The organism is Halomonas sp. H5, assembly GCF_050613175.1.
Taxonomy (GTDB): Bacteria; Pseudomonadota; Gammaproteobacteria; order Pseudomonadales; family Halomonadaceae; genus Bisbaumannia; species Bisbaumannia salifodinae.
Window position 1 is genome coordinate 1,244,332 of the sequence record NZ_CP192510.1, and the last position, 23,653, is coordinate 1,267,984.

Genomic DNA, 23,653 nt, shown 5'->3' on the forward strand with positions numbered 1-23,653 from the left:
GCTACTCCTTGAAGGCGATCAGCGAGGCGAAATTGAGGAACTGGAACCAGGTCAGGCTGCGCGAGAAGCCGGCCTCGGCCAGGCGCGCATGGTGCGCCTCCAGGCTGTCGGGGATCAGTACGTTCTCGAGCGCCGTGCGCTTCTGGCTGATCTCCAGGTCACTGTAGCCGTTGGCGCGCTTGAAGTCGTGGTAGCGCTCCACCAGCCAGGCGTTCTCCTGCTCGTCGGCGGCCCTGATCTTCTCGGAGAGGATCAGCACCCCGCCGGGCTCCAGGGCCTCATGCAGGCGGCGCATCAGGGCGTCGCGATCCGCCGGCGGCAGGAACTGCAGGGTGAAGTTGAGCAGGATCATGCCCGCGGGCCGGTAGTCGAGGGTGCGAATATCCCCCTCCACCACGCTGATGGCGTGCTCGGGACACTCGCTATCCAGGGTCTCCCGGGCCCGGCTCACCATGGCCGGAGAGAGGTCCACCCCGGTGTAGTCGAAGGCCGCCGGCGGCAGGCGCCCGGCCAGGGCCAGGCCGGCGGCGCCCAGGGAGCAGCCCAGGTCATAGACCCGGGCGCCGTGACGCAGGTGGCGCTCGGCGATCACCCCCAGCATGCCGAGGATCTGGCCATAGCCCGGCACCGAGCGGCGAATCATGTCGGGAAAACAGGCGACCACCTGCTCGTCGAAGGAGAAGCGCGCGACCCGGTCCAGGGGTGTGGAAAAGATCGCGTCACGGTAAGATGCGTCACTCATGGCATGGTGGGCCCGGGGGAAATACGACCATTCTACTGCGTGTCGCGGGATGACACGACCCCGGCTAAGTCCGGGTATGGTCACACCAGGCGTTGGGGCCCGCGATGTAGCCGGGCCGGTTGCCGGGCGATCGAAGTTGGAGTGGCCGAGGGTAGCCCCGGGTCTCCGTGCCGAGAGGGTGCCAACTGCGATATCCCCAAGGCCGGCGTATGGCCACTGTTCAAGGAGAGAGTTATGCCGTCAGCGTCACCCCTGTCCCGGCGTCCCGCCTGGCGGGCCCTGGTCGCCCATCGCGAGACCCTGGGGGAGGTGCATCTCAAGACGCTGTTCGCCGAGCAGCCCGGCCGCCACCGGGCCTTTACCCGCAGCGCCGCGGGGCTGACCCTGGACCTGGCCAAGCAGCGCTGGGCCCCCGAGACCCGGGAGCTGCTGCTGGCGCTGGCCCGGGAGGCCGGCGTGCCCCAGGCCATCGGTCGGTTGTTGGATGGCGAGCGGGTCAATATCAGCGAGGATCGCCCGGCGCTGCATACCGCCCTGCGCCTGCCCGAGTCGGCCTCCCTGGTGGTGGAGGGCGAGGACCTGGTACCGGCGGTGCATCGTACCCTGGCGCGCATGGAGGCCATGGTGGCCAAGCTGCATACGGGCCAGTGGCGCGGCGCCACCGGCAAGCCGATTCGTGACGTGGTCAACCTGGGAGTGGGCGGCTCCGACCTGGGGCCCTTGATGGTGACCCATGCCCTGGCCGATTTCCGCCCCGAGGGGAGTCAGGCGCTGGAAGTGCACTTCGCCTCCACCATGGACGGCTCCCAACTGGCCGACTACCTGGGGCGCCTCAATCCCGAGACCACGCTGTTCGTGCTCTCGTCGAAATCCTTTACCACCATCGATACCCTCTCCAATGCCCGCACCGCCCGGGACTGGCTGCTGGCGCGGCTGGCCGGCGAGCGTTTCGGCATGCCGGCGTCGCTGGTGATGCGCCAGCACTTTATCGGCGTCTCGGCCAGCCCCGAGAAGATGCGCGACTGGGGCATCGCCGACGCGCACCAACTGGAGTTCTGGGAGTGGGTCGGCGGACGCTATTCGCTGTGGGGGGCCATCGGCCTGCCCATCGCCCTGGTGGTGGGCATGGAGCACTTCCGGGAGCTCTTGGCCGGGGCCCACGCCATGGATCGCCACTTCCGTGAAGCGGATCTCGCCGACAACCTGCCGGTATTGCTGGCCCTGGCGGGCATCTGGAACGTCAACTTCCTGGATATCCGCGCCCACTCCATCCTCCCCTATGACGGCCGCCTGGAGTACTTCGCCGCCTACCTCGAGCAACTGGAGATGGAGTCCAACGGCAAGTCGGTGACCCACGACGGCCGCCAGGTGGATTACGCCACCTGCCCGGTGCTTTGGGGCCAGCTGGGCCCCAATGCCCAGCACGCCTTCTATCAGCTGCTGCACCAGGGTACCCAGGCGGTGGTCTGCGACTTTATCGCTCCCCTGCGCCGCTATGACGAGGTGGCGGACGCCGCCACCCGGGCCCACCTCAAGGAGCAGCACCGTTTAACGCTGGCCAACTGCTTCGCCCAGTCCCGGGTGCTGATGCTCGGCGACGAGGCCCTGGAGAATGGCGACGCCCAGCCCAGCCACAAGCGCTACCGGGGCAATCAGCCCTCCACCACCCTGCTGCTGGAGCGCCTGACCCCGGCCACCCTGGGGGCGCTGATCGCCCTCTACGAACACAAGGTCTATGTCCAGGCGGTGATCTGGGATATCAACCCCTTCGACCAGTGGGGGGTGGAGCTGGGCAAGCGCATCGCCGGCGAGACCGAGCGGATCCTCGCCGGCCGCCGCGGCCAGGAGACCATGGACGACTCCAGCCGCGGCCTGATCGAGGCCTTCTGGGCCGCCGAGGCGGAAGTACCGTGAGGCGTCTTTACTGGAAACTGGTTATCCATCCAGGGGTTGCGGTATGCTAAGCGCACCGCGCGGCGGGGAGCCGGCCTCGGGCCTGCTCTATCTGCATGGCTTCAATAGCGGCCTGGGCTCCCCCAAGCTGCGCCTGATGGTACGGGCCTGCGAGGCCCTGGGCCTGGCCTGCGCCGCCCCTCAGCTGCCCCATCGCCCCGAGGCGGCCCTGGCCCTGGCCGAGGAGGCGCTCCCGGCCCTGGGGCCCAGGCCGCTGCTGGTGGGCAGCTCCCTGGGGGGCTTCCTGGCCAGTTGCCTGGCCGAGCGGCATGGCCTCGAGGCGGTCCTGATCAACCCGGCGCTGCGGCCGGCGGCGCTGATGGCCGACTGGATCGGCGAGCGCTTCATCAACGAGTACACCGGCGAGGCCTTTCGCCTGACGGCGGCTCACCGGGAGGCGCTCTCGGCCATGACACCGCGGCGGCTGACGCCCGAGCGCTACCTGCTGCTGCTGGGTACCGCCGACGAGACCCTGGACTGCCGCGAGGCCTTCGCCGCCTACCGTGGCGCCGCGACCCTGCTGCATCCCGGCGGCGATCACGCCTTCACGGCGCTGGCCGATCATCTGCCGGCGATCCTGGCCTGGGGCGGCCACCGCCTGGCCCCGGAGACGGCCCGGCGTATCGCCGAGCAGGAGGCCCTCGACCGGCCAGGGCAAACGCCGCTGGAATGATTGAGGGGCGCCGGGGGCAGGACGCGGCTACCATGGGCATCGATAACGACTAGCGACCGGAACATTTATGACGCAATACAGTGCCAGCTCCATCGAGGTACTCTCCGGACTCGAGCCGGTGCGCAAGCGCCCCGGCATGTACACCGACACCAGTCGTCCCAACCACCTGGCCCAGGAGGTCATCGACAACAGCGTCGACGAGGCCCTGGCCGGCCATGCCCGGGAGATCAGCGTGCGCCTCGGCGAGGATGGGCGCATCGAGGTGGCCGACGACGGTCGCGGCATGCCCATCGATATTCACCCGGAGCATGGCGTCTCCGGGGTCGAGCTGATCCTCACCAAGCTGCACTCCGGCGGCAAGTTCTCCGACTCCAGCTACCGCTTCTCCGGCGGCCTGCACGGGGTCGGGGTCTCGGTGGTCAATGCGCTCTCCACGCGGCTGGAGGTGGAGGTGTGCCGCGACGGCAGCCGCCATGCCATCGCCTTCGAGCGCGGCGAGAAGGTCGCCGAGCTCGCGGTGATCGGCAGCTGCGCCAAGCGCACCACCGGCACCCTGGTGCGCTTCTGGCCCGAGGCGAGCTACTTCGATAGCCCCAAGCTGGCGCTGGGGCGGCTGAAGCACCTGCTGCGCGCCAAGGCGGTGCTCTGTCCGGGACTCAAGATCACCCTGGTGGAGCCGGACGGCACCGAGAGCGCCTGGCAGTACGAGGATGGCCTGCGCGACTACCTGGCGCAGTCCACCGACGGTTACGAGGTGCTGCCCCAGGCGCCCTTCGTGGGCCATTTTTCCGATGACGACCAGGCGGTGGACTGGGCGGTGCAGTGGCTGCCGGAGGGCGGCGAATCGCTGCAGGAGAGCTACGTCAACCTGATCCCCACCCCCCTGGGCGGCACCCATGTCAACGGCCTGCGCTCGGGGCTGCTCGAGGCGCTGCGCGAGTTCTGCGACTACCGCAGCCTCTTGCCCCGGGGCGTCAAGCTGACCGCCGACGACCTCTGGGAGCGGGTCGCCTTCGTGCTCTCGGTGAAGATGCTCGATCCCCAGTTTGCCGGCCAGACCAAGGAGCGCCTTTCCTCGCGCACCGTGGCGGCCTTCGTCTCGGGGGTGGTCAAGGACGCCTTCTCGCTGTGGCTCAACCACCATGTCGACCAGGCCGAGGCCCTGGCCGAGCTGGTGATCAGCGCCGCCCAGCGGCGCCAGAAGAGCGCCAAGAAGGTGGCCCGCAAGAAGGTCACCTCGGGGCCGGCGCTGCCCGGCAAGCTGGCGGACTGCTCCGGCCAGGATCCCGCCACCAGCGAGCTCTTCCTGGTGGAGGGGGACTCCGCCGGCGGCAGCGCCAAGCAGGCCCGGGATCGCGAGACCCAGGCGATCCTGCCGCTGCGCGGCAAGATCCTCAATACCTGGGAGGTGGACAGCCACGATATCTACGGCTCCCAGGAGGTGCACGATATCGCCGTGGCCATCGGCCTCGACCCGGGCAGCGACGACCTCTCCAAGCTGCGCTACCACAAGGTGTGCATCCTCGCCGACGCCGACTCCGACGGCCTGCATATCGCGACCCTGCTGTGCGCGCTCTTCGTGCGCCACTTCCCGGCCCTGGTGGACGCCGGCCATGTCCATGTGGCCATGCCGCCCCTCTACCGCATCGACCTGGGCAAGGAGGTCTACTACGCCCTGGACGAGAGCGAGAAGGCGGCCACCCTGCGCAAGCTGGAGGGTAAGCGCGGCACCGTGAACGTGCAGCGTTTCAAGGGCCTGGGCGAGATGAGCCCCCTGCAGCTGCGCGAGACCACCATGGCTCGGGACACCCGGCGCCTGGTGCAGCTGACCCGGGACGACGGCGACGGCACCCTGGAGATGATGGATATGCTGCTGGCCAAGAAGCGTGCCGCCGACCGCAAGAGCTGGCTCGAGGATTACGGCAACCTCGCCGATATCGAGGTGTAGCGCCAAGCCGCCAAGCGCCGAGCCATAAGCCCCGTAGGAGCACGCTTTAGCGCGCGAACCGCCGCGTAGCGGCGGCCGAATGAAAAGGCCCGCCAGGGCACCATTCGCGCAGAAAAGCCACGTTCCCATGGGGCGGCGACGCCGATGAATTGAGTGCGGGCACTCCCCGCGAATCTTCCATGACGACCAATAGGGCCTAGAACCCATGACCATGGATATCCAGGTGGCGGAGGGCGACGTCGAACGCCTTTCGCTGCGCGAATATACCGAGAAGGCGTACCTCGACTACTCGATGTACGTCATCCTCGATCGGGCGCTGCCGCATATCGGCGACGGCATGAAGCCGGTGCAGCGGCGCATCGTCTACGCCATGCGCGAGCTTGCGCTCTCCGCCAACGCCAAGTACAAGAAGTCGGCGCGTACCGTCGGCGATGTGCTGGGCAAGTTCCACCCCCATGGCGACAGCGCCTGCTACGAGGCCATGGTGCTGATGGCCCAGCCGTTCAGCTACCGCTACCCGCTGGTGGATGGCCAGGGCAACTGGGGCAGCCCCGACGATCCCAAGTCGTTCGCCGCCATGCGCTATACCGAGGCGCGGCTCTCCAAGTTCAGCGAGGTGCTGCTCTCGGAACTGGGCCAGGGCACCGTCGACTGGACCCCCAACTTCGACGGCACCATGAACGAGCCGGTGGTGCTGCCGGCGCGCCTGCCCCATGTGCTGCTCAACGGCGGCACCGGCATCGCCGTGGGCATGGCCACCGATATTCCGCCCCACAACGTCAGCGAAGTGGTCGAGGCCACCTGCCATCTGCTGCGCCGGCCCGAGGCGACGACGGCGGATCTGCTGGAGTACCTGCCGGCGCCGGACTTTCCCAGCGCCGCCGAGATCATCACCCCCCGCGCCGACCTCAGGAATCTCTACGAGAGCGGTCGCGGCTCGGTGAAGCTGCGCGGCCGTTACGTCCTGGAAGAGGGGCGGGTGGTGATCACCGCGCTGCCCTACCAGGTGAGCGGCGCCAAGGTGCTGGAGCAGATCGCCGCTCAGATGCAGGCCAAGAAGCTGCCCATGGTCGCCGACCTGCGCGACGAGTCGACCCATGAGGAGCCCACCCGCCTGGTCATCGAACCGCGCTCCAATCGGGTCGATATCGAGGCGCTGATGGCGCATCTGTTCGCCACCACCGACCTGGAGAAGAATATCCGGGTCAACCTCAATGTCATCGGCCTCGACGGCCGGCCCCGGGTGATGCCGCTGCCGGAGCTGCTCGGCGAGTGGCTGCGCTTTCGCCGCACCACGGTGCGCCGGCGCCTGGAGCATCGCCTGGGCAAGGTGGAGGAGCGCCTGCACCTGCTCGAGGGCCTGCTGATCGCCTACCTCAATATCGACGAGGTGATCCGCATCATCCGCGAGGAGGACGAGCCCAAGCCGGCCCTGATCGCCGCCTTCGGCCTCTCGGAGCGCCAGGCCGAGGCGATCCTCGAGCTGCGCCTGCGCCACCTGGCCAAGCTCGAGGAGATGAAGATCCGCGGCGAGCAGGACGAGCTGAGCAAGGAGCGCAAGCGCCTCCAGGCCCTGCTCGGCAGCGAGGCCAAGCTCACCGACCTGATCGAGCGGGAGCTGCGCGAGGCGGCCAAGGACCACGGCGATGCGCGCCGTTCGCCGCTGGTCGAGCGGGAGGAGGCCAAGGCCCTCTCCGAGGTGGAGCTGATGGGCGCCGACCCCATCACCGTGGTGCTCTCCGAGAAGGGCTGGATCCGCGCCGCCAAGGGCCACGATATCGATCCCGAGGGCTTGGCCTTCAAGGCCGGCGACCGCTTTTTGCTGGCGGCCCGGGGCAAGACCAACCAGCCCCTGGTGCTGCTCGACGACACCGGCCGCGCCTATACCCTGGCCGCCCATAACCTGCCCAGCGCCCGCAGCCAGGGCGAGCCGGTCACCGGGCGGGTCAATGTGGCCGCCGGCGCTCATATGGCGGGGCTGATGCTGGCCCCGCCCGAGGCGCGCTTCCTGCTCGCCTCCGACGGCGGCTATGGCTTCGTGGCGCGGCTCGACGACCTGACCGGCAAGAACAAGGCCGGCAAGGCGGCCCTGAACCTGCCCAAGGGCTGTGCCGTCCTGCCGCCCCTGCGCATCCCCGAGGGCGACAAGGTGCGGGTGGCGGTGGTCTCCAACGAGGGACGCCTGCTGGTCTTCGCCCTGGAACAGCTGCCGGAGATGGCCAAGGGCAAGGGCAACAAGATGCTTGATATTCCCGGGGCCCGGGCGGCACGTCGCGAGGAGCTGGTGCGGGATATCGCCCTGCTGGCCGAGGGCGATGCCCTGGTGATCCGCTCCGGCAAGCGTCACCTGACCCTCAAGGCGACGGATCTCGACTACTATGCGGGCGAACGCGGCCGGCGCGGCAGCAAGCTGCCCCGGGGCTTCCAGAAGGTGGATAGGTTGGAAAGCTTGAAGCCGGAAGCTTGAAGAACAACCGGCTCGGCGCTGGGAGTGGGACATTTCCCGCTTCCGGCTTCTCGCTCAAGACTGGGGTTAACATGACACGACGAGTATTGATTCGCGCCACCGGGGCGGCACGCCCCGGCCAACTGGCCGGGCTGGGCAAGGCGCTGGCCCGCAGCGGGGCGCGGCTGCTGGATATCAACCAGAGCGTGACCTTCGGCATGCTCTCCCTGGAGGCCCTGGTGGGCCTCGACCACGAGAGCGACCTGGAGGCCCTGCTGGGGGAGGCCGGGGACGAACTGGGCCTGGACGTCCAGGCGATCCAGGTCAGCGCCGAGGACTACCAGCGCTGGAGCAGCCATGCCAGCCAGCCGCGGCTGATCCTCACCCTGCTGGCGCCGCACCTGCCGGCAGGCATTCTCGCCGAGGTGGGGGCGCTGACCGCCGAGCACGGCCTCACCGTGGAGCTGATCCACCGCCTCTCCGGCCGCGAGCCCCTGGACGGCGGCGTGCCCGTCGAGCATGACGTCATCCAGGGCGCCTGCGTGGAGTGCTGGCTGCGTGGCGAGGAGGTGGACCTGGATGCCCTGCGCGAGAAGGCCCTGGCGCTTGGCGCCATGCATGGCGTGGATATCGCCATCCAGGAGGACTCCATCTGGCGCCGCCACCGCCGCCTGGTCTGCTTCGATATGGATTCCACCCTGATCCAGGCCGAGGTGATCGACGAGCTGGCCCGCCGCCACGGCGTCTACGACGAGGTGGCCGAGGTCACCGAGCGGGCCATGCGCGGCGAGCTGGATTTCCAGCAGAGCTTCCGCGAGCGGATGAGCAAGCTCAAGGGCCTCGACGAGTCGGTGCTCGCCGAGATCGCCGAGGAGCTGCCCCTGATGGACGGCGTCGAGCGGCTGATGACCCAGCTCAAGCGCCTGGGCTACCGCACCGCCATCCTCTCCGGCGGCTTCACCTACTTCGCCCGCCACCTGCAACAGAAGCTCGGCTTCGACGAGATCCATGCCAACGAGCTGGTGATCGAGAACGGCAAGGTGACCGGCGAGGTCAAGGAGCCGATCCTCGACGCCGATCGCAAGGCGCTGCTGTTACGCGAGATCGCCGAACGGGAGGGGCTGGCGCTGGAGCAGACCATCGCCGTGGGAGATGGCGCCAACGATCTCAAGATGCTGGCCACCGCGGGGCTGGGCATCGCCTTCCGCGCCAAGCCGCTGGTCCGCGCCCAGGCCAACCACTCCATCTCCACCCTGGGGCTGGATGCGGTGCTCTATCTAATCGGCTATCGCCAGGGAGATCTGGAGAAGCCGTAAGCCATCATCTCCGAGGCTTGTCGAGATAAGCGCCGGGGACAAGACGGAGCGAGGGTTTTTTGTCCAGGGACGGCAAAAGTAGCTCCCAGGGATGGGTTCACAGCGCCTCGCGTAGGCTTGTCGCCGGCTTAGCTTATCTCCTGCCGAGAGGGAGAGGCCGACGTTGCGTGGAAAGCCGGGGCTGGCGGCACGCGCGCCGCTGGCGTAGGGTCGAGGGACTTCCCCAGGTCGCCGGAGGCTGCCATGACCGCATCACGCTTCACCCCAGAACTCCTCGATGAGCTGCACCTGCTCTGCCTCTACAACCTGAGTACCACCCAGGAAGGGCTCAAGGTGCACGCCTCCAGCGCCGCCCCCGGCCTGGTGGCCGCCGCCGGTCGGCTGCATGCCAAGGGCCTGCTCAGCCAGGCCGATGGTGGCTACCTCACCTCCCTGGGTCGCGACGCCGCCGCCCACGCCCAGGATCTCTTGGGTATCCTGGAGAGCGCCGGCGTGACCACCTGACCGCCTTCCCTGGCCAGTGCCGAGCGCCTGGCCAAGTGGCGCCCTTGCTCCAACTCTTCACGATTCCTGCCTTTGCCATCCCGGGGCGATAGGGGATAATCCACGGCACCTTGTGACCCTAGCCACTCTCCGTCTGCCGTGACCGATTCGCCCATGACTTCCCTGAGTATCTGGCGCGACCGCTTCGAGCGGTTGCGCAGCCACAAGGTCTTCGAGACCTTCGTGATCGCCATCATTATCCTCTCGGCGTTATTGATCGGCGCCAAGACCTATGAGGAGACCTCGCGCTTCGAGCAGGCGCTGCTGGTCTTCGATACCGGGGTGACGATCTTCTTCCTGGTGGAGATCCTGATCCGCATCGGGGCAGAGAAGCGCCTGCGCGACTTCTTCAGGAAGGGCTGGAACGTCTTCGACTTCCTGATTGTCACCGCCAGCCTGATTCCCATGGACGACTCGGAGATGGTGCTGCTGGCGCGGCTGTTGCGCATCTTCCGGGTGCTGCGCCTGGTCTCGATGATCCCGGAGCTGCGCATCCTGATGGTGGCGCTGGTCAAGTCGATCCCGCGCATGGGTTACGTGGCCCTGCTGATGTTTATCATCTTCTATATCTACGCCGCCCTCGGCAGCTTCCTGTTCGCCGAGGTGGACGAGTTCCTGTGGGGCAATATCTCCATTGCCATGCTCACCCTGTTCCGTGTCGCCACCTTCGAGGACTGGACCGATGTGATGTATGCCACCCAGGAGCTGTACGCCTGGAGCTGGATCTATTACCTGACCTTTATCTTCCTCAACGCCTTTATCTTCCTGAACATGATGATCGGCATCGTGCTGGACGTGATGCAGAAGGAGAGCCTGGCCATCGAGCTGGAGAACGGCGAGGGGGAGGCCGCGGAACTGCATGGCCTGCGCGACGATGTGCGCGATCTCAAGGCGCAGCTGTCGCGGATGGAGGAGGCGCTCCAGCGTCGCGGTAGTTGACAGCCCGGGCCGTTCCTGATTTTCTAGGGGGTATGAACATCACATTTTGCCGCCTCAGCCTAGACCTACAACTACTAGCCGACCACTAAGCGTGTCGGGCGATGCCGTGCATCGCGAAGTCGTTCTCTAGTCTCGAGGTTGCAAGATGTCCATTACCCCCCGTTTTCCTTCCGTATGTCGTGCCCAGGCCGCGATCACTCGTATGATCGTGGCCCGAGTGCCTTATGACGCCCCGGTCGGCCCCTGTGCCGCCGGGGCGTCGCCGTTTCTGCCCCGTCGCCAGGAGATGCCCGCATGATGCTCAAGGACCCGTCCAGCAAGTACCGCCCCTTCGTCGCCGTGGACCTGCCCGATCGCCAGTGGCCGAGTCGGCGTATCGAGACGCCGCCGCTGTGGTGCAGCGTCGACCTGCGCGACGGCAACCAGTCGCTGATCGATCCCATGGACGCCGAGCGCAAGCAGCGCTTCTTCGACATGCTCCTCAAGATCGGCTTCAAGGAGATCGAGGTGGGCTTCCCCTCCGCCTCCCAGACCGACTTCGACTTCGTGCGCTCGCTGATCGAGAACGACAAGATTCCCGAGGACGTCACCATCCAGGTGCTGACCCAGGCGCGTCCGCACCTGATCGAGCGCACCTTCGAGGCCCTGAAGGGCGCCAAGAACGCCATCGTTCACGTCTACAACGCCACCGATCCGGTCTTCCGCCGCGTGGTCTTCAACGTCGACAAGGCCCAGTGCACCCAGATCGCCGTGGATGCCACCACCCAGATCCGTGAGCTGATGGAGGCCGCCCCGGAGACCCACTGGACCTTCCAGTACTCGCCGGAGCTCTTTACCACCACCGAGATGGACTTCGCCAAGGAGGTGGTGGAAGCGGTGATGACCGCCTATGGCGCCAGCGCCGAGAAGAAGATGATCGTCAACCTGCCGGCCACCGTGGAGGCGGCGACCCCCAATAACTACGCCGATCAGGTGGAGTGGTTCTGCCGCCACGTCAAGGATCGCGAGGCGCTGATCGTCAGCGTCCACCCCCATAACGACCGGGGCACCGGGGTGGCCGCCGCCGAGCTCACCGTGATGGCCGGCGCCGATCGCGTCGAGGGCACCCTGTTCGGTAACGGCGAGCGCACCGGCAACGTCGACCTCGTCACCCTGGCCATGAACCTCTACACCCAGGGCGTGCACCCGGGCCTCGACTTCTCCAATATCACCCCAATCATGCGCGAGGTGGAGTACTGCAACCAGCTGCCGGTGCATCCCCGCCACCCCTATGTGGGCGACCTGGTGTTCACCGCCTTCTCCGGCTCCCACCAGGACGCCATCAAGAAGGGCATGGCCGAGCGTCGCGCCAACCCGGAGGCCGTCTGGGAGGTGCCCTACCTGCCCATCGACCCGCTCGACGTGGGGCGCAGCTACGAGGCGGTGATCCGCGTCAACAGCCAGTCCGGCAAGGGCGGGGTCTCCTACCTGCTGGAGCAGGAGCACGGCATCGAGCTGCCGCGGCGCCTGGCCATGGAGTTCAGCCAGGTGGTGCAGGAGGTGGCCGATCGCACGGGCAAGGAGATCACCTCGCAGATGATCTACCAGGCCTTCGCCGACGAGTACCTGGCCCAGGAGGCGCCCCTGGCCCTGATCAATCACCGCCTCTCCTCCGAGCCGGACAGCCCCCGGGTGGTACTGGAGGCGGCCATCACCGTGGACGGCAAGCCCCAGACCGTTCGCGGCGAAGCCAATGGCCCCCTGGCGGCCTTTATCAAGGGGTTGGCGGCGGCCGGCCATGACGTGGAGGTCATCGACTATCACGAACACTCCCGCGGCCAGGGTGCCGATGCCGAGGCGATCGCCTATGTGGAGGTGCGCATCGACGGCGAGGCGGTGTTCGGTGTGGGCACCGACGAGAGCATCACCAGCGCCTCGATGAAGGCGGTGGTCGGCGCCATCAACCGCCGGGCCTCCAGCGCCGCTCCCGCGGCCAATGTGACCGCCGAAACCTTAGCCTGACGCTCGAACCTGACGCCTGAAGACAATCGCCCCCATGGTATTGCCATGGGGGCGATCGACGTTTGGCTTGCCACCAGGCTCCCGGGGGCAGGTGTCCCGGTGAGTGGGGTCAGGCGGCGGCGAGGTGTCGGCGAAGATGCTCCCGGTAGGCGGCGATATCGGCGTCTACCCGGGGAGCCTTGATGACGTCGGTGGCCAGGAAGGTCGGCAGGCCTTGAAGACCCAGGAACTCCTGGGACTTGTGGAACGGGAAGTAAACGGCATCGACCCCCCGACCCTCGAAGAAGTTGCCGGCCTCGTCGAAGGCCTCCTGCGGGGCGTTCCAGGTCACCGACAGCATGTAACGTCGTCCCTGCAGCAGGCCGCCGCTGCCGTAGTGGCGGTTCGGATCCTGGCGCGAGCGCCCGTCGCTGGCGAACAGCCTGCCGTGGCCGAGGGTGAGGACCTCGTCGATATACTTCTTGAGCATCCAGGGCGCGCCCATCCACCAGCCCGGCATCTGGTAGACGATGACATCCGCCCACAGGAACTTCTCGACTTCCGCTTCGATATCGTAGCCGGCGGCGACCCGGGTCTCCTGGACCTCGTGGCCCAGCTCGGCGAGTTCGCCACGCGCGATATCGTGCAGTGTCGTGTTGAGCCGGCCGCCGGAGTGGGCGAATTCCTGGGCGGCGTTGATCAGTAGTACCTTCATGGTTTCTCCTGGAACCAAATTCGCATTGCGCGCAGTCTATTGGGGCGTCGCGGTGGGATAAAGCCATGGCCGTGCAAAAGACCTTTTTACTTGCCGCAAAGAACCACCCCGAGAGGCCGCTATAGCGTCAGGCGCGGCGCCAGGAAATCGAGTATCGCCGTGATCCGGCTGCTGAGTGCGGTATTGCGGTAGTAGACGGCCTGGATCTGGGCATACAGCCGATGGGGACTATCGTCGCGGAGGGCTTCGAGTCGCCCCGCCTGACACGAGGTCCGAGTCTGGAAATCCGCCAGGCAGGCGATTCCCAGGCCGGCTTCCACTATGCTGAGCAGGGCCTCGCCGCTGGTGGAGGAGAGGGTCGGGGTAATCGCTACCTCCTGACCGTTCAGGGGCCAGAGGTTGAGATGCGCCAGATGGGTGAAGCCGAGGGTGGTATGCCGCTCCAGGTCCTCGGCGCCGGTCGGCATGCCGTGGCGTTGCCAATACTCGGGGCTGGCGACCAGGCGGCGACGACTGCGGCCGAGAAGACGGGCGTGCAAGGAGGAGTCTTCCAGCTCGCCGATGCGGATGGCCACGTCGGTGCGCTGTTCGATCAGGTCGATATTGGTCTCGTGGGAGGTCAGCTCGAGCCGGATATGGGGGTAGGCGGCATGGAAGTCCCGCAGGTGCGGGACGATCTGGTGGATCAGGAAGGGGGTGGCCGCGTCGACCCGCAGCCGCCCCGCCGGGCGGTGGCGGCTGGCACACAGGGCCTCCTCCGCCGACTCCAGCGTATGCAGCGCCGCCCGGGCCTGGGTGATAAAGGTGTGCCCCTCCTCGGTCATATCCAGCCGCCGGGTGGTGCGATGTATCAGGGTGGTCTCCAGGGATTTCTCCAGGCGAGCCACCGCCCGGGAAAGCCGGGCGGTGCTGGTGCCCAGGCTCTCCGCTGCCGCCGAGAAACTCCCCGTATCCACCACGGCCAGTAGCAGTTCGATATCGTCCCAGCGACTCTTCATGTGGTTGCCTTCCCGTGTCGTTCGTGATGCCTCATCTCAGAGCGGTGTCTTGCTCGCCTCGCCGGGCACTTCCCGGGCCAGGGTCGGCATCAGGAAGCCCGGCAGCACCCGCCTGAGGCCCGCGACCAGTTCGCGGGCCTGGTCGTCGGGAATATCGAAGTGGGCGGCGCCGGCCACCGGGTCGAGCACATGCAGGTAGTAGGGCAGGATGCCGGCCTCGAAGAGCCGCTCGGAGAGCGCGGCCAGGGCCGCTACCGAGTCGTTGACGCCGCGCAGCAGCACGCTCTGATTGAGCAGGGTCACGCCCGCCTGCTTCAGGCGGGCGCAGGCCGCGATCACCGCCTCATCGATCTCGTTGGCATGGTTGATATGCAGCACCAGCACCTTCTGTAGCCGCGTGGCGGAGAGCCAGCCGAGCAGGGCGTCGTCGACCCGCTCGGGGATCACCACCGGCAAGCGGCTGTGGATTCGCAGGCGCTTGAGGTGGGGGATGGCGTCGAGGCGTTCCACCAGCCAGGCCAGTTGGCGATCGCTGGCGGCCAGGGGGTCGCCGCCGGAGAGGATCGCCTCGCGGATGGAGGCATCGCCGCGCAGGGTGTCCAGGCTCGCCTCCCACTGGGCCCGGGAGGGGGCGTTCTCGCCATAGGGGAAGTGGCGACGGAAGCAGTAGCGGCAGTTGATGGCGCAACTGGGGCTGGCGATCAGCAGGACCCGGCCGGCGTACTTGTGGATCAGCCCCTTGGCCGGGGTATGCTCGGCCTCCCGGAGCGGGTCGGCCAGGAAGCCCGGCACCGCCGCGGTCTCCTCGCCCAGCGGCAGCACCTGACGCAGCAGCGGGTCCGTGGGGTCGCCGGGGCGGATGCGCGAGAGGTAGGCCTCGGGCACCCGCACCTCGAATAGGGCATGGCCGGCCTCGGCGCCGGGCCGCCAGGCCGGGTCCAGGCCGAGGCGCCGGCAGAGTTCCAGCGGGTCGCGGATGACGCCGGCCAACTGGCGCTGCCAGGGGGCGCGCTCCTGGGGGGAGGCGAGGGGGACGCTCTGCACATCGGCCGGGCTTCGGGTTATCATGCGGCACACCAATTGCGGGCGGGCGCCTCGGCGCCCGTCGATTCATTTCCTGCGCCGCCGCCATGGCGGGGCGCCGATCATTCAGCGAGGAATCATGGCGAACTATTCTACCAACGAATTCAAGGGCGGTCTGAAGGTAATGCTGGACGGCGACCCCTGCGCGATCCTCGAGAACGAATACGTCAAGCCGGGCAAGGGCCAGGCCTTCAACCGGGTCAAGCTGCGCAACCTGATCAGCGGCCGGGTCTGGGAGCGCACCTTCAAGTCCGGCGAGTCCCTGGAGGGCGCCGACGTCCTCGAGCTGGAGATGGAGTACCTCTACACCGACGGTGAGATGTGGCACTTCATGAAGACCGACGGCTCCTTCGAGCAGTACGCGGTGGAGAAGAAGGCCCTGGGCGACACCGAGAAGTGGCTCAAGGAGCAGGTCGCCTACACCGTGACCCTGTGGAACGACAACGCCATCAACGTCAATCCGCCCAACTTTATCGAGCTGGAAGTGGTCGAGACCGACCCGGGCCTCAAGGGCGACACCGCCCAGGGCGGCTCCAAGCCGGCGACCCTCTCCTCCGGCGCCGTGGTGCGAGTGCCGCTGTTTATCAACCAGGGCGAGGTGCTGAAGATCGATACTCGCAACGGGGAGTATGTCTCCCGCGCTTAATGAGGGGCCCTTCCTGCGCTCGCTCATACGGCGTTGAATCCCGGGACGGCTTGCTCATTTAGCGCTGCTAAACTCCGCCGCCTTACCCGGGATTCGCCTGGTCTGAGCATCGCTCGGAGAGGGCTCAAGCGACTACGGTAGTTTTTGCAGGGCCACGCCAAGGCGTGGCCTTGGTGTGTCTGGAGGCTGTGATGACTAACGACTGGCGCCCCTCGGCGTCCATCGAGACCCTGCGCCAGCGGGCCCGGCTGCTGGCCGAGGTGCGCGGCTTCTTCGCCGCGCGCGGCGTGCTGGAGGTGGAGACCCCGGTACTGGGTCATGGCGGCAGCACCGATGTGGGACTAGCGTCGCTGAGCTGCGAGGCGACGACCTCCGAGGGGCGCGAGCGGCTGTGGCTGCAGACCTCGCCGGAGTTTCATATGAAGCGCCTGCTGGCCGCCGGCGCCGGGCCCATCTATCAGATCGCCCGCAGCTTCCGGGACGGCGAGGTGGGGCGCTGCCATAACCTCGAGTTCACCATGCTGGAGTGGTACCGCCCGGGCCTGGCCCTGGAGGCCCTGATCGAGGAAGTGGTGGCGCTGATTCATGCCGTGCTGGGGCGGGACCCGGGACCGGTGCGGCGGCGGCGCTATCGGGCGCTGTTTCGCGAGCACCTGGGTGTCGATCCCTTTACCACTCCCCTCGAGGCGCTCAGGCGGCTGGCCGCGGCGCGGGGCGGCCTCTCCATGGACGAGGCATCCCGGGACGACTGCCTGGACCTGCTGCTGAGCCTGGCGATCGAGCCGACCCTGGGCCGCGACGGCCTGGACGTGGTGGTGGACTACCCGGCCAGCCAGGCAGCCCTGGCTCGGCGCCACCGGGATCCGGAGGATGGCGAATGGGTGGCGGGGCGCTTCGAGGTCTATCTACAGGGGCTGGAACTGGCCAACGGCTATGACGAGCTCACCGATGCCGCCGAGCAGGCGGTGCGCTTCGCCGAGGACAACGCCACCCGGCGCGCGCGGGGGCTACCCGAGGTGAGCGTGGATGCCCGGCTGCTGGCGGCCCTGAAGGCGGGGATGCCGGCGGGCAGTGGCGTGGCCCTGGGCCTCGATCGCTTGATTCAACTGGCCCTGGGCAAGGCCAGCGTGGCGGAGGTAATGGCCTTCGCCACGCCGCGCTGCTAATCCGGCCTCCATTAGCCGCCCTTAGCCGTTATCCGCCAGATGGGGGAGCCTGCTTAAGCGTGCACCCATTTTTACCGGGCCGATTATCGAGAGTGGTACTAGCGGTCCTAGCCATTATCCGCCAGATGCGGCAGCCGGCTAAGTCGTTCGCCCATTTTTACCGAGATATCGGGGACGAGCTCCTCGAAGTCGATCTCCTTGGTGAAGCACATCACCACCGTGGAACCCAGCTTGAAGCGGCCCATCTCGGCGCCCTTCTCCAGGGTGATGGGCTCATCGAAGCGAATCGACTGCACCCGCCCGGAGAGGGGGGTGATCTGCCCGGCCCAGACGGTCTCGATGGCGGCGACGATCATGGCCCCCACCAGCACCATGGCCATGGGGCCTTCCTCGGTATCGAAGATGCATACCAGGCGCTCGTTGCGGGCGAAGAGGTTGGGCACATGGTCGGCGGTGGCCTGGTTCACCGAGAATAGCCGGCCCGGCACATAGACCATCTCCCGGAGGGTGCCGGTCAGCGGCATATGCACCCGGTGATAGTCCCGGGGCGACAGATAGATGGTGGCGAAGCTGCCCTGGCGGAAGGAGGCGGCGCGCTTCATGTCCCCCCCCAGCAGGCTGGTGATCGAGAAGGCCTGTCCCTTGGCCTGGATCAGGGTGCCGTGGTGGGTCTCGCCGCACTGGGAGAGGGTGCCGTCGGCGGGGGAGACCAGGCCCGACTCGATGGGCCGCGCGCCCTCCCTGAGGGGGCGGGTAAAGAAGTCGTTGAAGCAGGCGTAGGCCCTGGGGTCGGGGACCCGGGCCTCGCCCATATCCACCTTGAAGCGGCGAATAAAGGCCTTGATCAGCAACTGCTTGAGCCAGCCGATACGGGTCTCGGCGAGGCGCCCCACCAGCCGCGAGAGCAGGTGGTGGGGCAGGGGGTACTGGATCAGGGCGAATAGCTTGGATGGCGACACGTAAGGACGATCTCATCAAAAGGGGGTTAGGGATTACGGCTTCTCTACCGGCGTATCATCGCGATTGCCCCACTCCTTCCAGGAGCCGGGGTAGGCGCGCATCTTCTCGAAGCCCAGGGCCTTGCCCACCAGCCAGGTGAAACCGCTGCGGTGGTGGCTCTGGCAATGGGTGACCACCTCCATGTCCGGCGTCAGGCCCAGGGCCTCCAGCTCGGTGATCAGTTCCGCATAGTCGCGGATACGCCACTGGCGTGCCTTGTCCATGGCATCGGTCCACTCCAGGTTGACCGCACCGGGAATATGCCCCAGGTGCCGGTTCTGGCCCTTCTCGCCGCGGTACTCCGCCGGCGAGCGGGCGTCCCAGATGGCGAAACCCTTGTCGCCGAGACGCGCCTGGAGGCCCTCCCGGTCGATGGTGACCTCGGGGTTGAGGATCTCCGCCTCATAGTCGCTGGGCACCGGGGCCACCGGGGTAGTCTCGGAGGGCAGGCCCTCGGCGCGCCAGGCGTGGATGCCGCCGTTGAGATAGGAGTAGCGCTCGTGACCGATCAGTTCCAGGGTCCACAGCAGGCGGCCGGCCCAGCCGCCGCCCTCGTCGTCGTAGGCCACCACATGGGTGTCCCGGGTCAGGCCCAGCTCGGAGAAGAGCGCCGACAGCGCCGCCTCGTCGGGCACCTCGTTGGGCACCTCGCCGCTGCCCTTGAGCAGGCGCCGGTAGTCGAGGAAGCGGGCGCCGGGGACATGGCCCTCGGCGTAGCTGTCGGGCTTGAGGGGCACATCGATAATCAACAGCTGGGGATCGTCCAGCACCTCGGCGAGCTGGTCCGGCTCGACGATCAGCGGCAGAAGATTGGCTTCGGAGCTCATGGCGCCCTCCTTGTCTCGGTTGCTGCGAAGGATAATGGCATATCGCCGTGGCCCGGGGCGACACGGCCCCTCAACGCCCTTCGTCCTCGAGGCTATCGAGGATGCGGCGGTAACTGGCAAAGCGCGCGGCGCGGATCTCGCCCCGCTCCACGGCCTCGAGCAGGGCGCACCCCGGCTCCTGTTGATGGCGGCAGTCGCGGAAGCGGCAATGCCCCAGGAGATCGCGAAACTCCACGAAGCCCTCGGTGACCTGCTGGGCATCCAGGTGGGTCAGGCCGAACTCGCGGATCCCCGGGGAGTCGATCAGCTCGCCGGCCTCGCTGTCGTCATTATCGAAGCCGTAGAGGCGGGCGGTGGTGGTGGTATGGGTGCCCTTGCGGGAGTCCTCGGAGAGGGCGCCGATGCGCAGGGTCTCGTCGGGCAGCAGGCAGTCGATCAGCGAAGACTTGCCGACCCCGCTCTGCCCGACGAAGACCGAGGTGCGCCCGGCCAGCCGGGCCCGCAGGGCGTCCAGGCCGTGCTCCTCGGCGGTGGTGGTGGTGACCACCGGGTAGCCCAGCGCCTGGTACTGGCCCAGCAGGGTCATCAGCTCGCCGCCGCCTTCGGGGAGCAGGTCGGTCTTGTTGAGCACCAGCACCGGGGCGATGCCGGTGGCCTCGGCGGCCACCAGGTAGCGGTCGATCAGGTTGGCGTGGGGGGCGGGTTCCACGGCGAAGACGATCAGGATCTGGTCGATATTGGCCGCCACCGGCTTGAGCTGGCCCCGGGCATCGGGGCGTTCCAGCACGCTGTCGCGCTCGCCCCGGGCCACCACCACGCCGCTGCCGTCATTGGCGGCGCGCCAGATGACACGATCCCCGGTCACCAGGGGTTCCAGGTTGGCGCGCAGGTGACAGCGGTGCAAGGGGCCACCTTCGCTCGGGCGCACGTCCAGGCTGCGGCCGAAGTGGGCGATCACTCGCCCATGGCGCTCGGGGCCATACTCGCCGGCCTCCAGCTTATCGGCATCCTGGGCATCGCGCTTGGCGGCGCGCTGGGCACGCTCGGCCTGAACCTTCTCGATGCGCCAGCGCTGCTGGCGAGTTAGCTTGCGTTTGCTCATGGGCCGCCCGAGGTCTGTACAATGAGGGCATTGTACTCATAGACCGCCCTCTTAGACACCGGGCCGATGCGCAAGCGGCGGCCTCGATGAAGGAATCGACGCACCATGGCTACGACCCCCGACGCCCCCCCCCGCAAGGATCTTCTGGTCTGGATCGACCTGGAGATGACCGGGCTGGACCCCGAGAAGGAGCGCATTATCGAGGTGGCGACCCTGATCACCGACAATGACCTCAATCTGATCGCCGAGGGGCCGGTGATCGCCGTGCACCAGCCGGAGCATCTGCTGGCGGGGATGGATGCCTGGAACCAGAAGACCCATGGCGAGTCGGGCCTGGTGGCCCGGGTGCGCCAGAGCACCATCGGCACCCGTGAGGCGGAGCAGCGCACCCTGGAGTTCCTGCGCGCCCAGGTGGCGCCGGGCAGTTCCCCGATGTGTGGCAACAGCGTGCATCAGGATCGCCGTTTCCTGGAGCGGGAAATGCCCGAGCTGCTGGCCTTCTTCCACTACCGCAACCTGGATGTCTCGACCCTCAAGGAACTGGCCAAGCGCTGGAATCCGGCGGCCCTGAAGGGCTTCGAGAAGCGCAATACCCACCAGGCCCTGGACGATATCCGCGAGTCCCTGGCGGAGCTGGCCCACTACCGCAATACCTTCCTGCAACTGGCGCCGCCGGAGGCCGACGAGGAAGAGCAATAAGCGCTTAGCCAGCGGTGGCGATACGCTTCTCTCGCTTCGCCCGCTGGCGGGTCAGCGCCCAGCGCACATGCTCGCGGACCAGGTCGGAGGGGTAGGCCAGGCGCGCCTCGAGGGCCGCCTCCGTCGCCTCGCTCCAGGGCGCATTGCCCAGCCCCACCGCCAGGTTGCGCAGCCAGCGCGGGTAGCCGATGCGACGGATGGGGCTGCCCTCGGTCCTGGCCAGGAACTCCTCCTCGCTCCAGGCGAATAGCCGCAGCAGGTCGGCGCGATCCAGGTCATGGCGGGGGGCGAAGTCCGCCTCGTCGCTGAGGCGGGTAAAGCGGGTAAAGGGGCAGACCAGTTGGCAGTCGTCGCAGCCATAGACCCGATTGCCCATGGCCTCGCGAAACTCCTCGGGAATGGCCCCGTGCAGTTCGATGGTGAGATAGGAGATGCAGCGCCGCGAGTCCACCACCTTGTCGTCGACGATGGCGCCGGTGGGGCAGGCGCTGCGGCAGGCGCTGCACTTGCCGCAATGCTCGCGCTCGAAGGGCGGGTCCACCGGCAGCGGCAGGTCGGTATAGAGTTCGCCGAGGAAGAACAGCGACCCGGCCCTGGGGTTGAGCAGCATGGCATTCTTGCCGAACCAGCCGAGGCCGGCCTTCTGGGCCAGGGCGCGCTCCATCACCGGGGCCGAATCGACGAAGGCCCGATAGCCGAAGGGCCCCGCCTCGCCCTCGATGCGCTTGGCCAACTGGGCCAGGCGCTTGCGAATCAGCTTATGATAGTCGCGCCCCAGGGCGTAGCGGGAGACATAGGCCTTTTTCGGCCGGCCGAGTAGCCGGGTGGTCTCCACCTCCGGCGGCAGGTAATCCATGCGCACGCTGATCACCCTCAGGGTGCCCGGCACCAGCTCCTCGGGTCGGGTGCGTTTGGTGCCGTGCTTGGCCATAAAGGCCATCTCGCCATGGTGGCCCGCCGCCAGCCAGCGCGCCAGGTAGTGCTCATGGGTGGCCAGGTCGGTGTCGGTGATCCCCACCTGCTGAAAGCCCAGCTCGCGGCCCCACACCTTGATGGTGGCGGCGAGGGCGTCCAGGTCGAGGGCATCCGGGGCGAAGTCATCGAGGACTGGCATGATCGTGAAACTACCGAGGAAGGGGGGTGGGGCTGGGCGTGGCGAAGGCACACCCTACACTAAGAGACTGTCAGACTTAACACTGATCTACTGCGAATCTCGGGCTTTCGGCCAACTTCACTCGATCTATTTCGTTAAATAGCGCGCTATTCGCCTCAATAGATCGAGCAACTTGACTCGAAATCGGTGATTCTCGCTACGATCGGTCAAGCCCGACAGTCTCTAGACTCAAGCCGTCGTCATGGGGAGTCAACAATGAATCCAGGCAGGCCGCTCTATCTGGCCGAACAGGTGCGCGAACTGGACCGGCGCACCATCGCCGCCGGCACCGAGGGCTTCGCCCTGATGCGTGCCGCGGCCCAGGCCGCCTACAGCGTGCTGCGGGCCCGCTGGCCCGAGGCGCGGCGTCTTAGCGTGCTGTGCGGCGCCGGCAATAATGCCGGCGACGGCTATGTGATGGCGGCCCTGGCCGCCGAGGAGGGGCTGGCGGTGCAGCTGCTGGCGCTGCGCCCGGTCGAGCGGCTGACCGGCGATGCCGCCAAGGCCGCCAAGGCCGCCGAACTCGCCGCGACGAGCGGTGTTACCCTCACCCCCTGGTCGGCGGAGGTGTCGCTGGAAGGCGAGGTGATCGTCGATGCCCTGCTGGGCACCGGCCTCAGCGGTGAGGTGCGCGAGCCCTTCCTGAGCGCCATCGCGCGGATCAATGCCGCCGAACGGCCGGTGCTGGCGGTAGATATTCCCTCCGGGCTCTGTGCCGATAGCGGGGCGGTGTTGGGCGCGGCGGTAGCGGCCAGCGCCACCGTGACCTTTATCGGCGACAAGCTGGGGCTGCATACCGGCGCCGGCCCGGCCCGGGTGGGCGAGCTGCGCCTCAAGACGCTCGGTGTCGACGCCGAGACTTATGCCGACCTGGTGCCGGCGGCACGAATCCTGACCGAGGCGCTGATCGGCGAGGCCCTGCCGCCGCGTCCCCGGGATGCTCACAAGGGCGACTTCGGCCACCTGCTGGTGATCGGCGGCGCACCGGGCTTCGGCGGCGCGGCCCTGCTGGCCGCCGAGGCGGCGGCGCGCCTCGGGGCCGGCAAGGTGAGCCTGGCCACGGCGCCGGAACATATCACCGCCAGCCTGGTGCGCTGCCCCGAGGTCATGGTGCACGGGGTGCGCGGTGCGCCGGAGGCGGCGCCCCTGCTGGAGGCCGCCGATGCCATCGTGGTGGGTCCCGGCCTGGGGCAGGGGCCCTGGGGGCAGGGGCTGCTGCAGGCGGCCCTGGGGGCGGGCAAGCCGCTGGTGGCGGACGCCGATGCCCTCAACCTGCTGGCCCGGGGGCGTATCGAGGCGCGCCCGCCGGCCTGGATCCTCACTCCTCACCCGGGGGAGGCGGCGCGGCTGCTGGGCGGCGACACCGCCAGCGTGCAGGCCGACCGCGCCGGCAGCCTGCGCCAGCTGGCCTCGCGTTTTGCCGCCGTGGTGCTACTCAAGGGGGCGGGGAGCCTGGTCGGCGAGGACGACGGCGCGCCCCTGGCGCTCTGTCCCTATGGCAATCCCGGCATGGCCAGCGGCGGCATGGGGGACGTGCTGTCCGGCATTCTGGGGGCCCTGCTGGCTCAGGGGCTGGCGCCGCGCCTCGCCGCCGAGGCGGGCATGCTGCTGCATGCCCGAGCCGCGGATCTCGCCGCCCAGGCGGAGGGGGAGCGTGGTCTGCTGGCCGGTGATCTGGCATCCTATGCGCGACGCTTGGCCAATGGGGTGGGACGGAGCTAGATG

Annotated in this window: 20 protein-coding genes; 12 read left to right on the forward strand and 8 right to left on the reverse strand. The window is 67.8% G+C overall.

The genetic code is table 11. From position 1 onward, the window contains the following. Window position 1: 1 nt before the first annotated feature. Window positions 2-742, reverse strand: coding sequence for a carboxy-S-adenosyl-L-methionine synthase CmoA (cmoA, locus tag ACQ1W9_RS05685; protein ID WP_346061202.1), 741 nt, complete (start codon window positions 740-742; stop codon window positions 2-4). Between the two features lie 234 nt (window positions 743-976). Here cmoA and pgi point away from each other — a divergent pair, with 234 nt between their 5' ends. The 8 genes from pgi to leuA all read left to right on the forward strand — a co-directional run bounded on the left by pgi (window position 977) and on the right by leuA (window position 12,561). After that, complete coding sequence (gene pgi / locus ACQ1W9_RS05690; protein WP_431025740.1) at window positions 977-2,656, forward strand: glucose-6-phosphate isomerase; 1,680 nt, start codon at window positions 977-979, stop codon at window positions 2,654-2,656. Between the two features lie 43 nt (window positions 2,657-2,699). Continuing rightward, window positions 2,700-3,368: a YqiA/YcfP family alpha/beta fold hydrolase gene (locus ACQ1W9_RS05695; protein WP_431025741.1), complete on the forward strand. Its 669-nt coding sequence runs from the start codon at window positions 2,700-2,702 to the stop codon at window positions 3,366-3,368. 67 nt (window positions 3,369-3,435) lie between these two features. Then, the gene (gene parE, locus ACQ1W9_RS05700; RefSeq protein WP_431025742.1) at window positions 3,436-5,316 is read left to right on the forward strand and encodes a DNA topoisomerase IV subunit B; all 1,881 of its coding nucleotides are present in this window, start codon (window positions 3,436-3,438) and stop codon (window positions 5,314-5,316) included. 205 nt (window positions 5,317-5,521) lie between these two features. Next, window positions 5,522-7,783 (forward strand): DNA topoisomerase IV subunit A, encoded by a 2,262-nt coding sequence (parC, locus tag ACQ1W9_RS05705; protein WP_431025743.1) that lies wholly within the window; start codon window positions 5,522-5,524, stop codon window positions 7,781-7,783. A gap of 71 nt (window positions 7,784-7,854) precedes the next feature. Further along, complete coding sequence (gene serB / locus ACQ1W9_RS05710) at window positions 7,855-9,078, forward strand: phosphoserine phosphatase SerB (RefSeq protein ID WP_431025744.1); 1,224 nt, start codon at window positions 7,855-7,857, stop codon at window positions 9,076-9,078. Window positions 9,079-9,321: 243 nt separating this feature from the next. After that, window positions 9,322-9,582 (forward strand): TIGR02647 family protein, encoded by a 261-nt coding sequence (locus ACQ1W9_RS05715; RefSeq protein ID WP_346061208.1) that lies wholly within the window; start codon window positions 9,322-9,324, stop codon window positions 9,580-9,582. A gap of 153 nt (window positions 9,583-9,735) precedes the next feature. Continuing rightward, entirely contained in the window at window positions 9,736-10,560 is an 825-nt protein-coding gene (locus ACQ1W9_RS05720) for an ion transporter (RefSeq protein WP_431025745.1), read from the forward strand. Window positions 10,561-10,854: 294 nt separating this feature from the next. Beyond that, window positions 10,855-12,561, forward strand: coding sequence for a 2-isopropylmalate synthase (gene leuA, locus ACQ1W9_RS05725; RefSeq protein ID WP_431025746.1), 1,707 nt, complete (start codon window positions 10,855-10,857; stop codon window positions 12,559-12,561). Window positions 12,562-12,670: 109 nt separating this feature from the next. On the opposite strand, the gene ACQ1W9_RS05730 is transcribed toward leuA, so the two are convergent. From ACQ1W9_RS05730 to epmB, 3 genes are all read right to left on the reverse strand, one after another. After that, window positions 12,671-13,255, reverse strand: a complete 585-nt coding sequence (locus ACQ1W9_RS05730) for an NAD(P)H-dependent oxidoreductase (RefSeq protein WP_431025747.1) — start codon at window positions 13,253-13,255, stop codon at window positions 12,671-12,673. Between the two features lie 119 nt (window positions 13,256-13,374). Next, window positions 13,375-14,253 (reverse strand): LysR substrate-binding domain-containing protein, encoded by an 879-nt coding sequence (locus ACQ1W9_RS05735; protein ID WP_431025748.1) that lies wholly within the window; start codon window positions 14,251-14,253, stop codon window positions 13,375-13,377. A 36-nt stretch (window positions 14,254-14,289) separates the two neighbouring features. Further along, window positions 14,290-15,321 (reverse strand): EF-P beta-lysylation protein EpmB, encoded by a 1,032-nt coding sequence (epmB, locus tag ACQ1W9_RS05740; RefSeq protein ID WP_431025749.1) that lies wholly within the window; start codon window positions 15,319-15,321, stop codon window positions 14,290-14,292. Between the two features lie 94 nt (window positions 15,322-15,415). Here epmB and efp point away from each other — a divergent pair, with 94 nt between their 5' ends. Both efp and epmA read left to right on the forward strand, forming a co-directional pair. Then, complete coding sequence (efp, locus tag ACQ1W9_RS05745; RefSeq protein WP_346061212.1) at window positions 15,416-15,982, forward strand: elongation factor P; 567 nt, start codon at window positions 15,416-15,418, stop codon at window positions 15,980-15,982. A 191-nt stretch (window positions 15,983-16,173) separates the two neighbouring features. Further along, window positions 16,174-17,148 carry an EF-P lysine aminoacylase EpmA gene (gene epmA / locus ACQ1W9_RS05750; protein WP_431025750.1) on the forward strand — a complete coding sequence of 325 codons (975 nt, stop codon included), beginning with the start codon at window positions 16,174-16,176 and terminating at the stop codon, window positions 17,146-17,148. 107 nt (window positions 17,149-17,255) lie between these two features. Here the strand turns inward: epmA and asd are convergent, their stop codons facing one another. From asd to rsgA, 3 genes are all read right to left on the reverse strand, one after another. Next, a complete protein-coding gene (asd, locus tag ACQ1W9_RS05755; RefSeq protein ID WP_431025751.1) occupies window positions 17,256-18,107 on the reverse strand; it encodes an archaetidylserine decarboxylase in 852 nt (283 codons plus the stop codon). A gap of 33 nt (window positions 18,108-18,140) precedes the next feature. Continuing rightward, window positions 18,141-18,974: a sulfurtransferase gene (locus ACQ1W9_RS05760; protein ID WP_431025752.1), complete on the reverse strand. Its 834-nt coding sequence runs from the start codon at window positions 18,972-18,974 to the stop codon at window positions 18,141-18,143. 70 nt (window positions 18,975-19,044) lie between these two features. Then, window positions 19,045-20,076: a small ribosomal subunit biogenesis GTPase RsgA gene (gene rsgA, locus ACQ1W9_RS05765; RefSeq protein WP_431025753.1), complete on the reverse strand. Its 1,032-nt coding sequence runs from the start codon at window positions 20,074-20,076 to the stop codon at window positions 19,045-19,047. Window positions 20,077-20,181: 105 nt separating this feature from the next. On the opposite strand from rsgA, the gene orn reads away from it, so the two are divergent. Then, window positions 20,182-20,775, forward strand: a complete 594-nt coding sequence (gene orn, locus ACQ1W9_RS05770; protein WP_346061217.1) for an oligoribonuclease — start codon at window positions 20,182-20,184, stop codon at window positions 20,773-20,775. 4 nt (window positions 20,776-20,779) lie between these two features. On the opposite strand, the gene queG is transcribed toward orn, so the two are convergent. Further along, entirely contained in the window at window positions 20,780-21,889 is a 1,110-nt protein-coding gene (gene queG / locus ACQ1W9_RS05775) for a tRNA epoxyqueuosine(34) reductase QueG (protein WP_431025754.1), read from the reverse strand. Between the two features lie 255 nt (window positions 21,890-22,144). On the opposite strand from queG, the gene ACQ1W9_RS05780 reads away from it, so the two are divergent. Continuing rightward, complete coding sequence (locus tag ACQ1W9_RS05780) at window positions 22,145-23,650, forward strand: NAD(P)H-hydrate dehydratase (protein ID WP_431025755.1); 1,506 nt, start codon at window positions 22,145-22,147, stop codon at window positions 23,648-23,650. Window positions 23,651-23,653: the final 3 nt, after the last annotated feature.

Excerpts from the sequence above, each read along its gene's own strand:
- ACQ1W9_RS05780 (WP_431025755.1), top strand. The coding sequence starts at position 22,145 with ATGAATCCAGGCAGGCCGCTCTATCTGGCCGAACAGGTGCGCGAACTG.
- leuA (WP_431025746.1), top strand. The coding sequence starts at position 10,855 with ATGATGCTCAAGGACCCGTCCAGCAAGTACCGCCCCTTCGTCGCCGTG.
- pgi (WP_431025740.1), top strand. The coding sequence starts at position 977 with ATGCCGTCAGCGTCACCCCTGTCCCGGCGTCCCGCCTGGCGGGCCCTG.
- rsgA (WP_431025753.1), bottom strand. The coding sequence starts at position 20,076 with ATGAGCAAACGCAAGCTAACTCGCCAGCAGCGCTGGCGCATCGAGAAG.
- epmA (WP_431025750.1), top strand. The coding sequence starts at position 16,174 with ATGACTAACGACTGGCGCCCCTCGGCGTCCATCGAGACCCTGCGCCAG.
- ACQ1W9_RS05695 (WP_431025741.1), top strand. The coding sequence starts at position 2,700 with ATGCTAAGCGCACCGCGCGGCGGGGAGCCGGCCTCGGGCCTGCTCTAT.
- efp (WP_346061212.1), top strand. The coding sequence starts at position 15,416 with ATGGCGAACTATTCTACCAACGAATTCAAGGGCGGTCTGAAGGTAATG.
- serB (WP_431025744.1), top strand. The coding sequence starts at position 7,855 with ATGACACGACGAGTATTGATTCGCGCCACCGGGGCGGCACGCCCCGGC.
- ACQ1W9_RS05720 (WP_431025745.1), top strand. The coding sequence starts at position 9,736 with ATGACTTCCCTGAGTATCTGGCGCGACCGCTTCGAGCGGTTGCGCAGC.
- queG (WP_431025754.1), bottom strand. The coding sequence starts at position 21,889 with ATGCCAGTCCTCGATGACTTCGCCCCGGATGCCCTCGACCTGGACGCC.
- ACQ1W9_RS05715 (WP_346061208.1), top strand. The coding sequence starts at position 9,322 with ATGACCGCATCACGCTTCACCCCAGAACTCCTCGATGAGCTGCACCTG.
- parE (WP_431025742.1), top strand. The coding sequence starts at position 3,436 with ATGACGCAATACAGTGCCAGCTCCATCGAGGTACTCTCCGGACTCGAG.
- ACQ1W9_RS05760 (WP_431025752.1), bottom strand. The coding sequence starts at position 18,974 with ATGAGCTCCGAAGCCAATCTTCTGCCGCTGATCGTCGAGCCGGACCAG.
- cmoA (WP_346061202.1), bottom strand. The coding sequence starts at position 742 with ATGAGTGACGCATCTTACCGTGACGCGATCTTTTCCACACCCCTGGAC.
- epmB (WP_431025749.1), bottom strand. The coding sequence starts at position 15,321 with ATGATAACCCGAAGCCCGGCCGATGTGCAGAGCGTCCCCCTCGCCTCC.
- ACQ1W9_RS05735 (WP_431025748.1), bottom strand. The coding sequence starts at position 14,253 with ATGAAGAGTCGCTGGGACGATATCGAACTGCTACTGGCCGTGGTGGAT.
- parC (WP_431025743.1), top strand. The coding sequence starts at position 5,522 with ATGACCATGGATATCCAGGTGGCGGAGGGCGACGTCGAACGCCTTTCG.
- ACQ1W9_RS05730 (WP_431025747.1), bottom strand. The coding sequence starts at position 13,255 with ATGAAGGTACTACTGATCAACGCCGCCCAGGAATTCGCCCACTCCGGC.
- orn (WP_346061217.1), top strand. The coding sequence starts at position 20,182 with ATGGCTACGACCCCCGACGCCCCCCCCCGCAAGGATCTTCTGGTCTGG.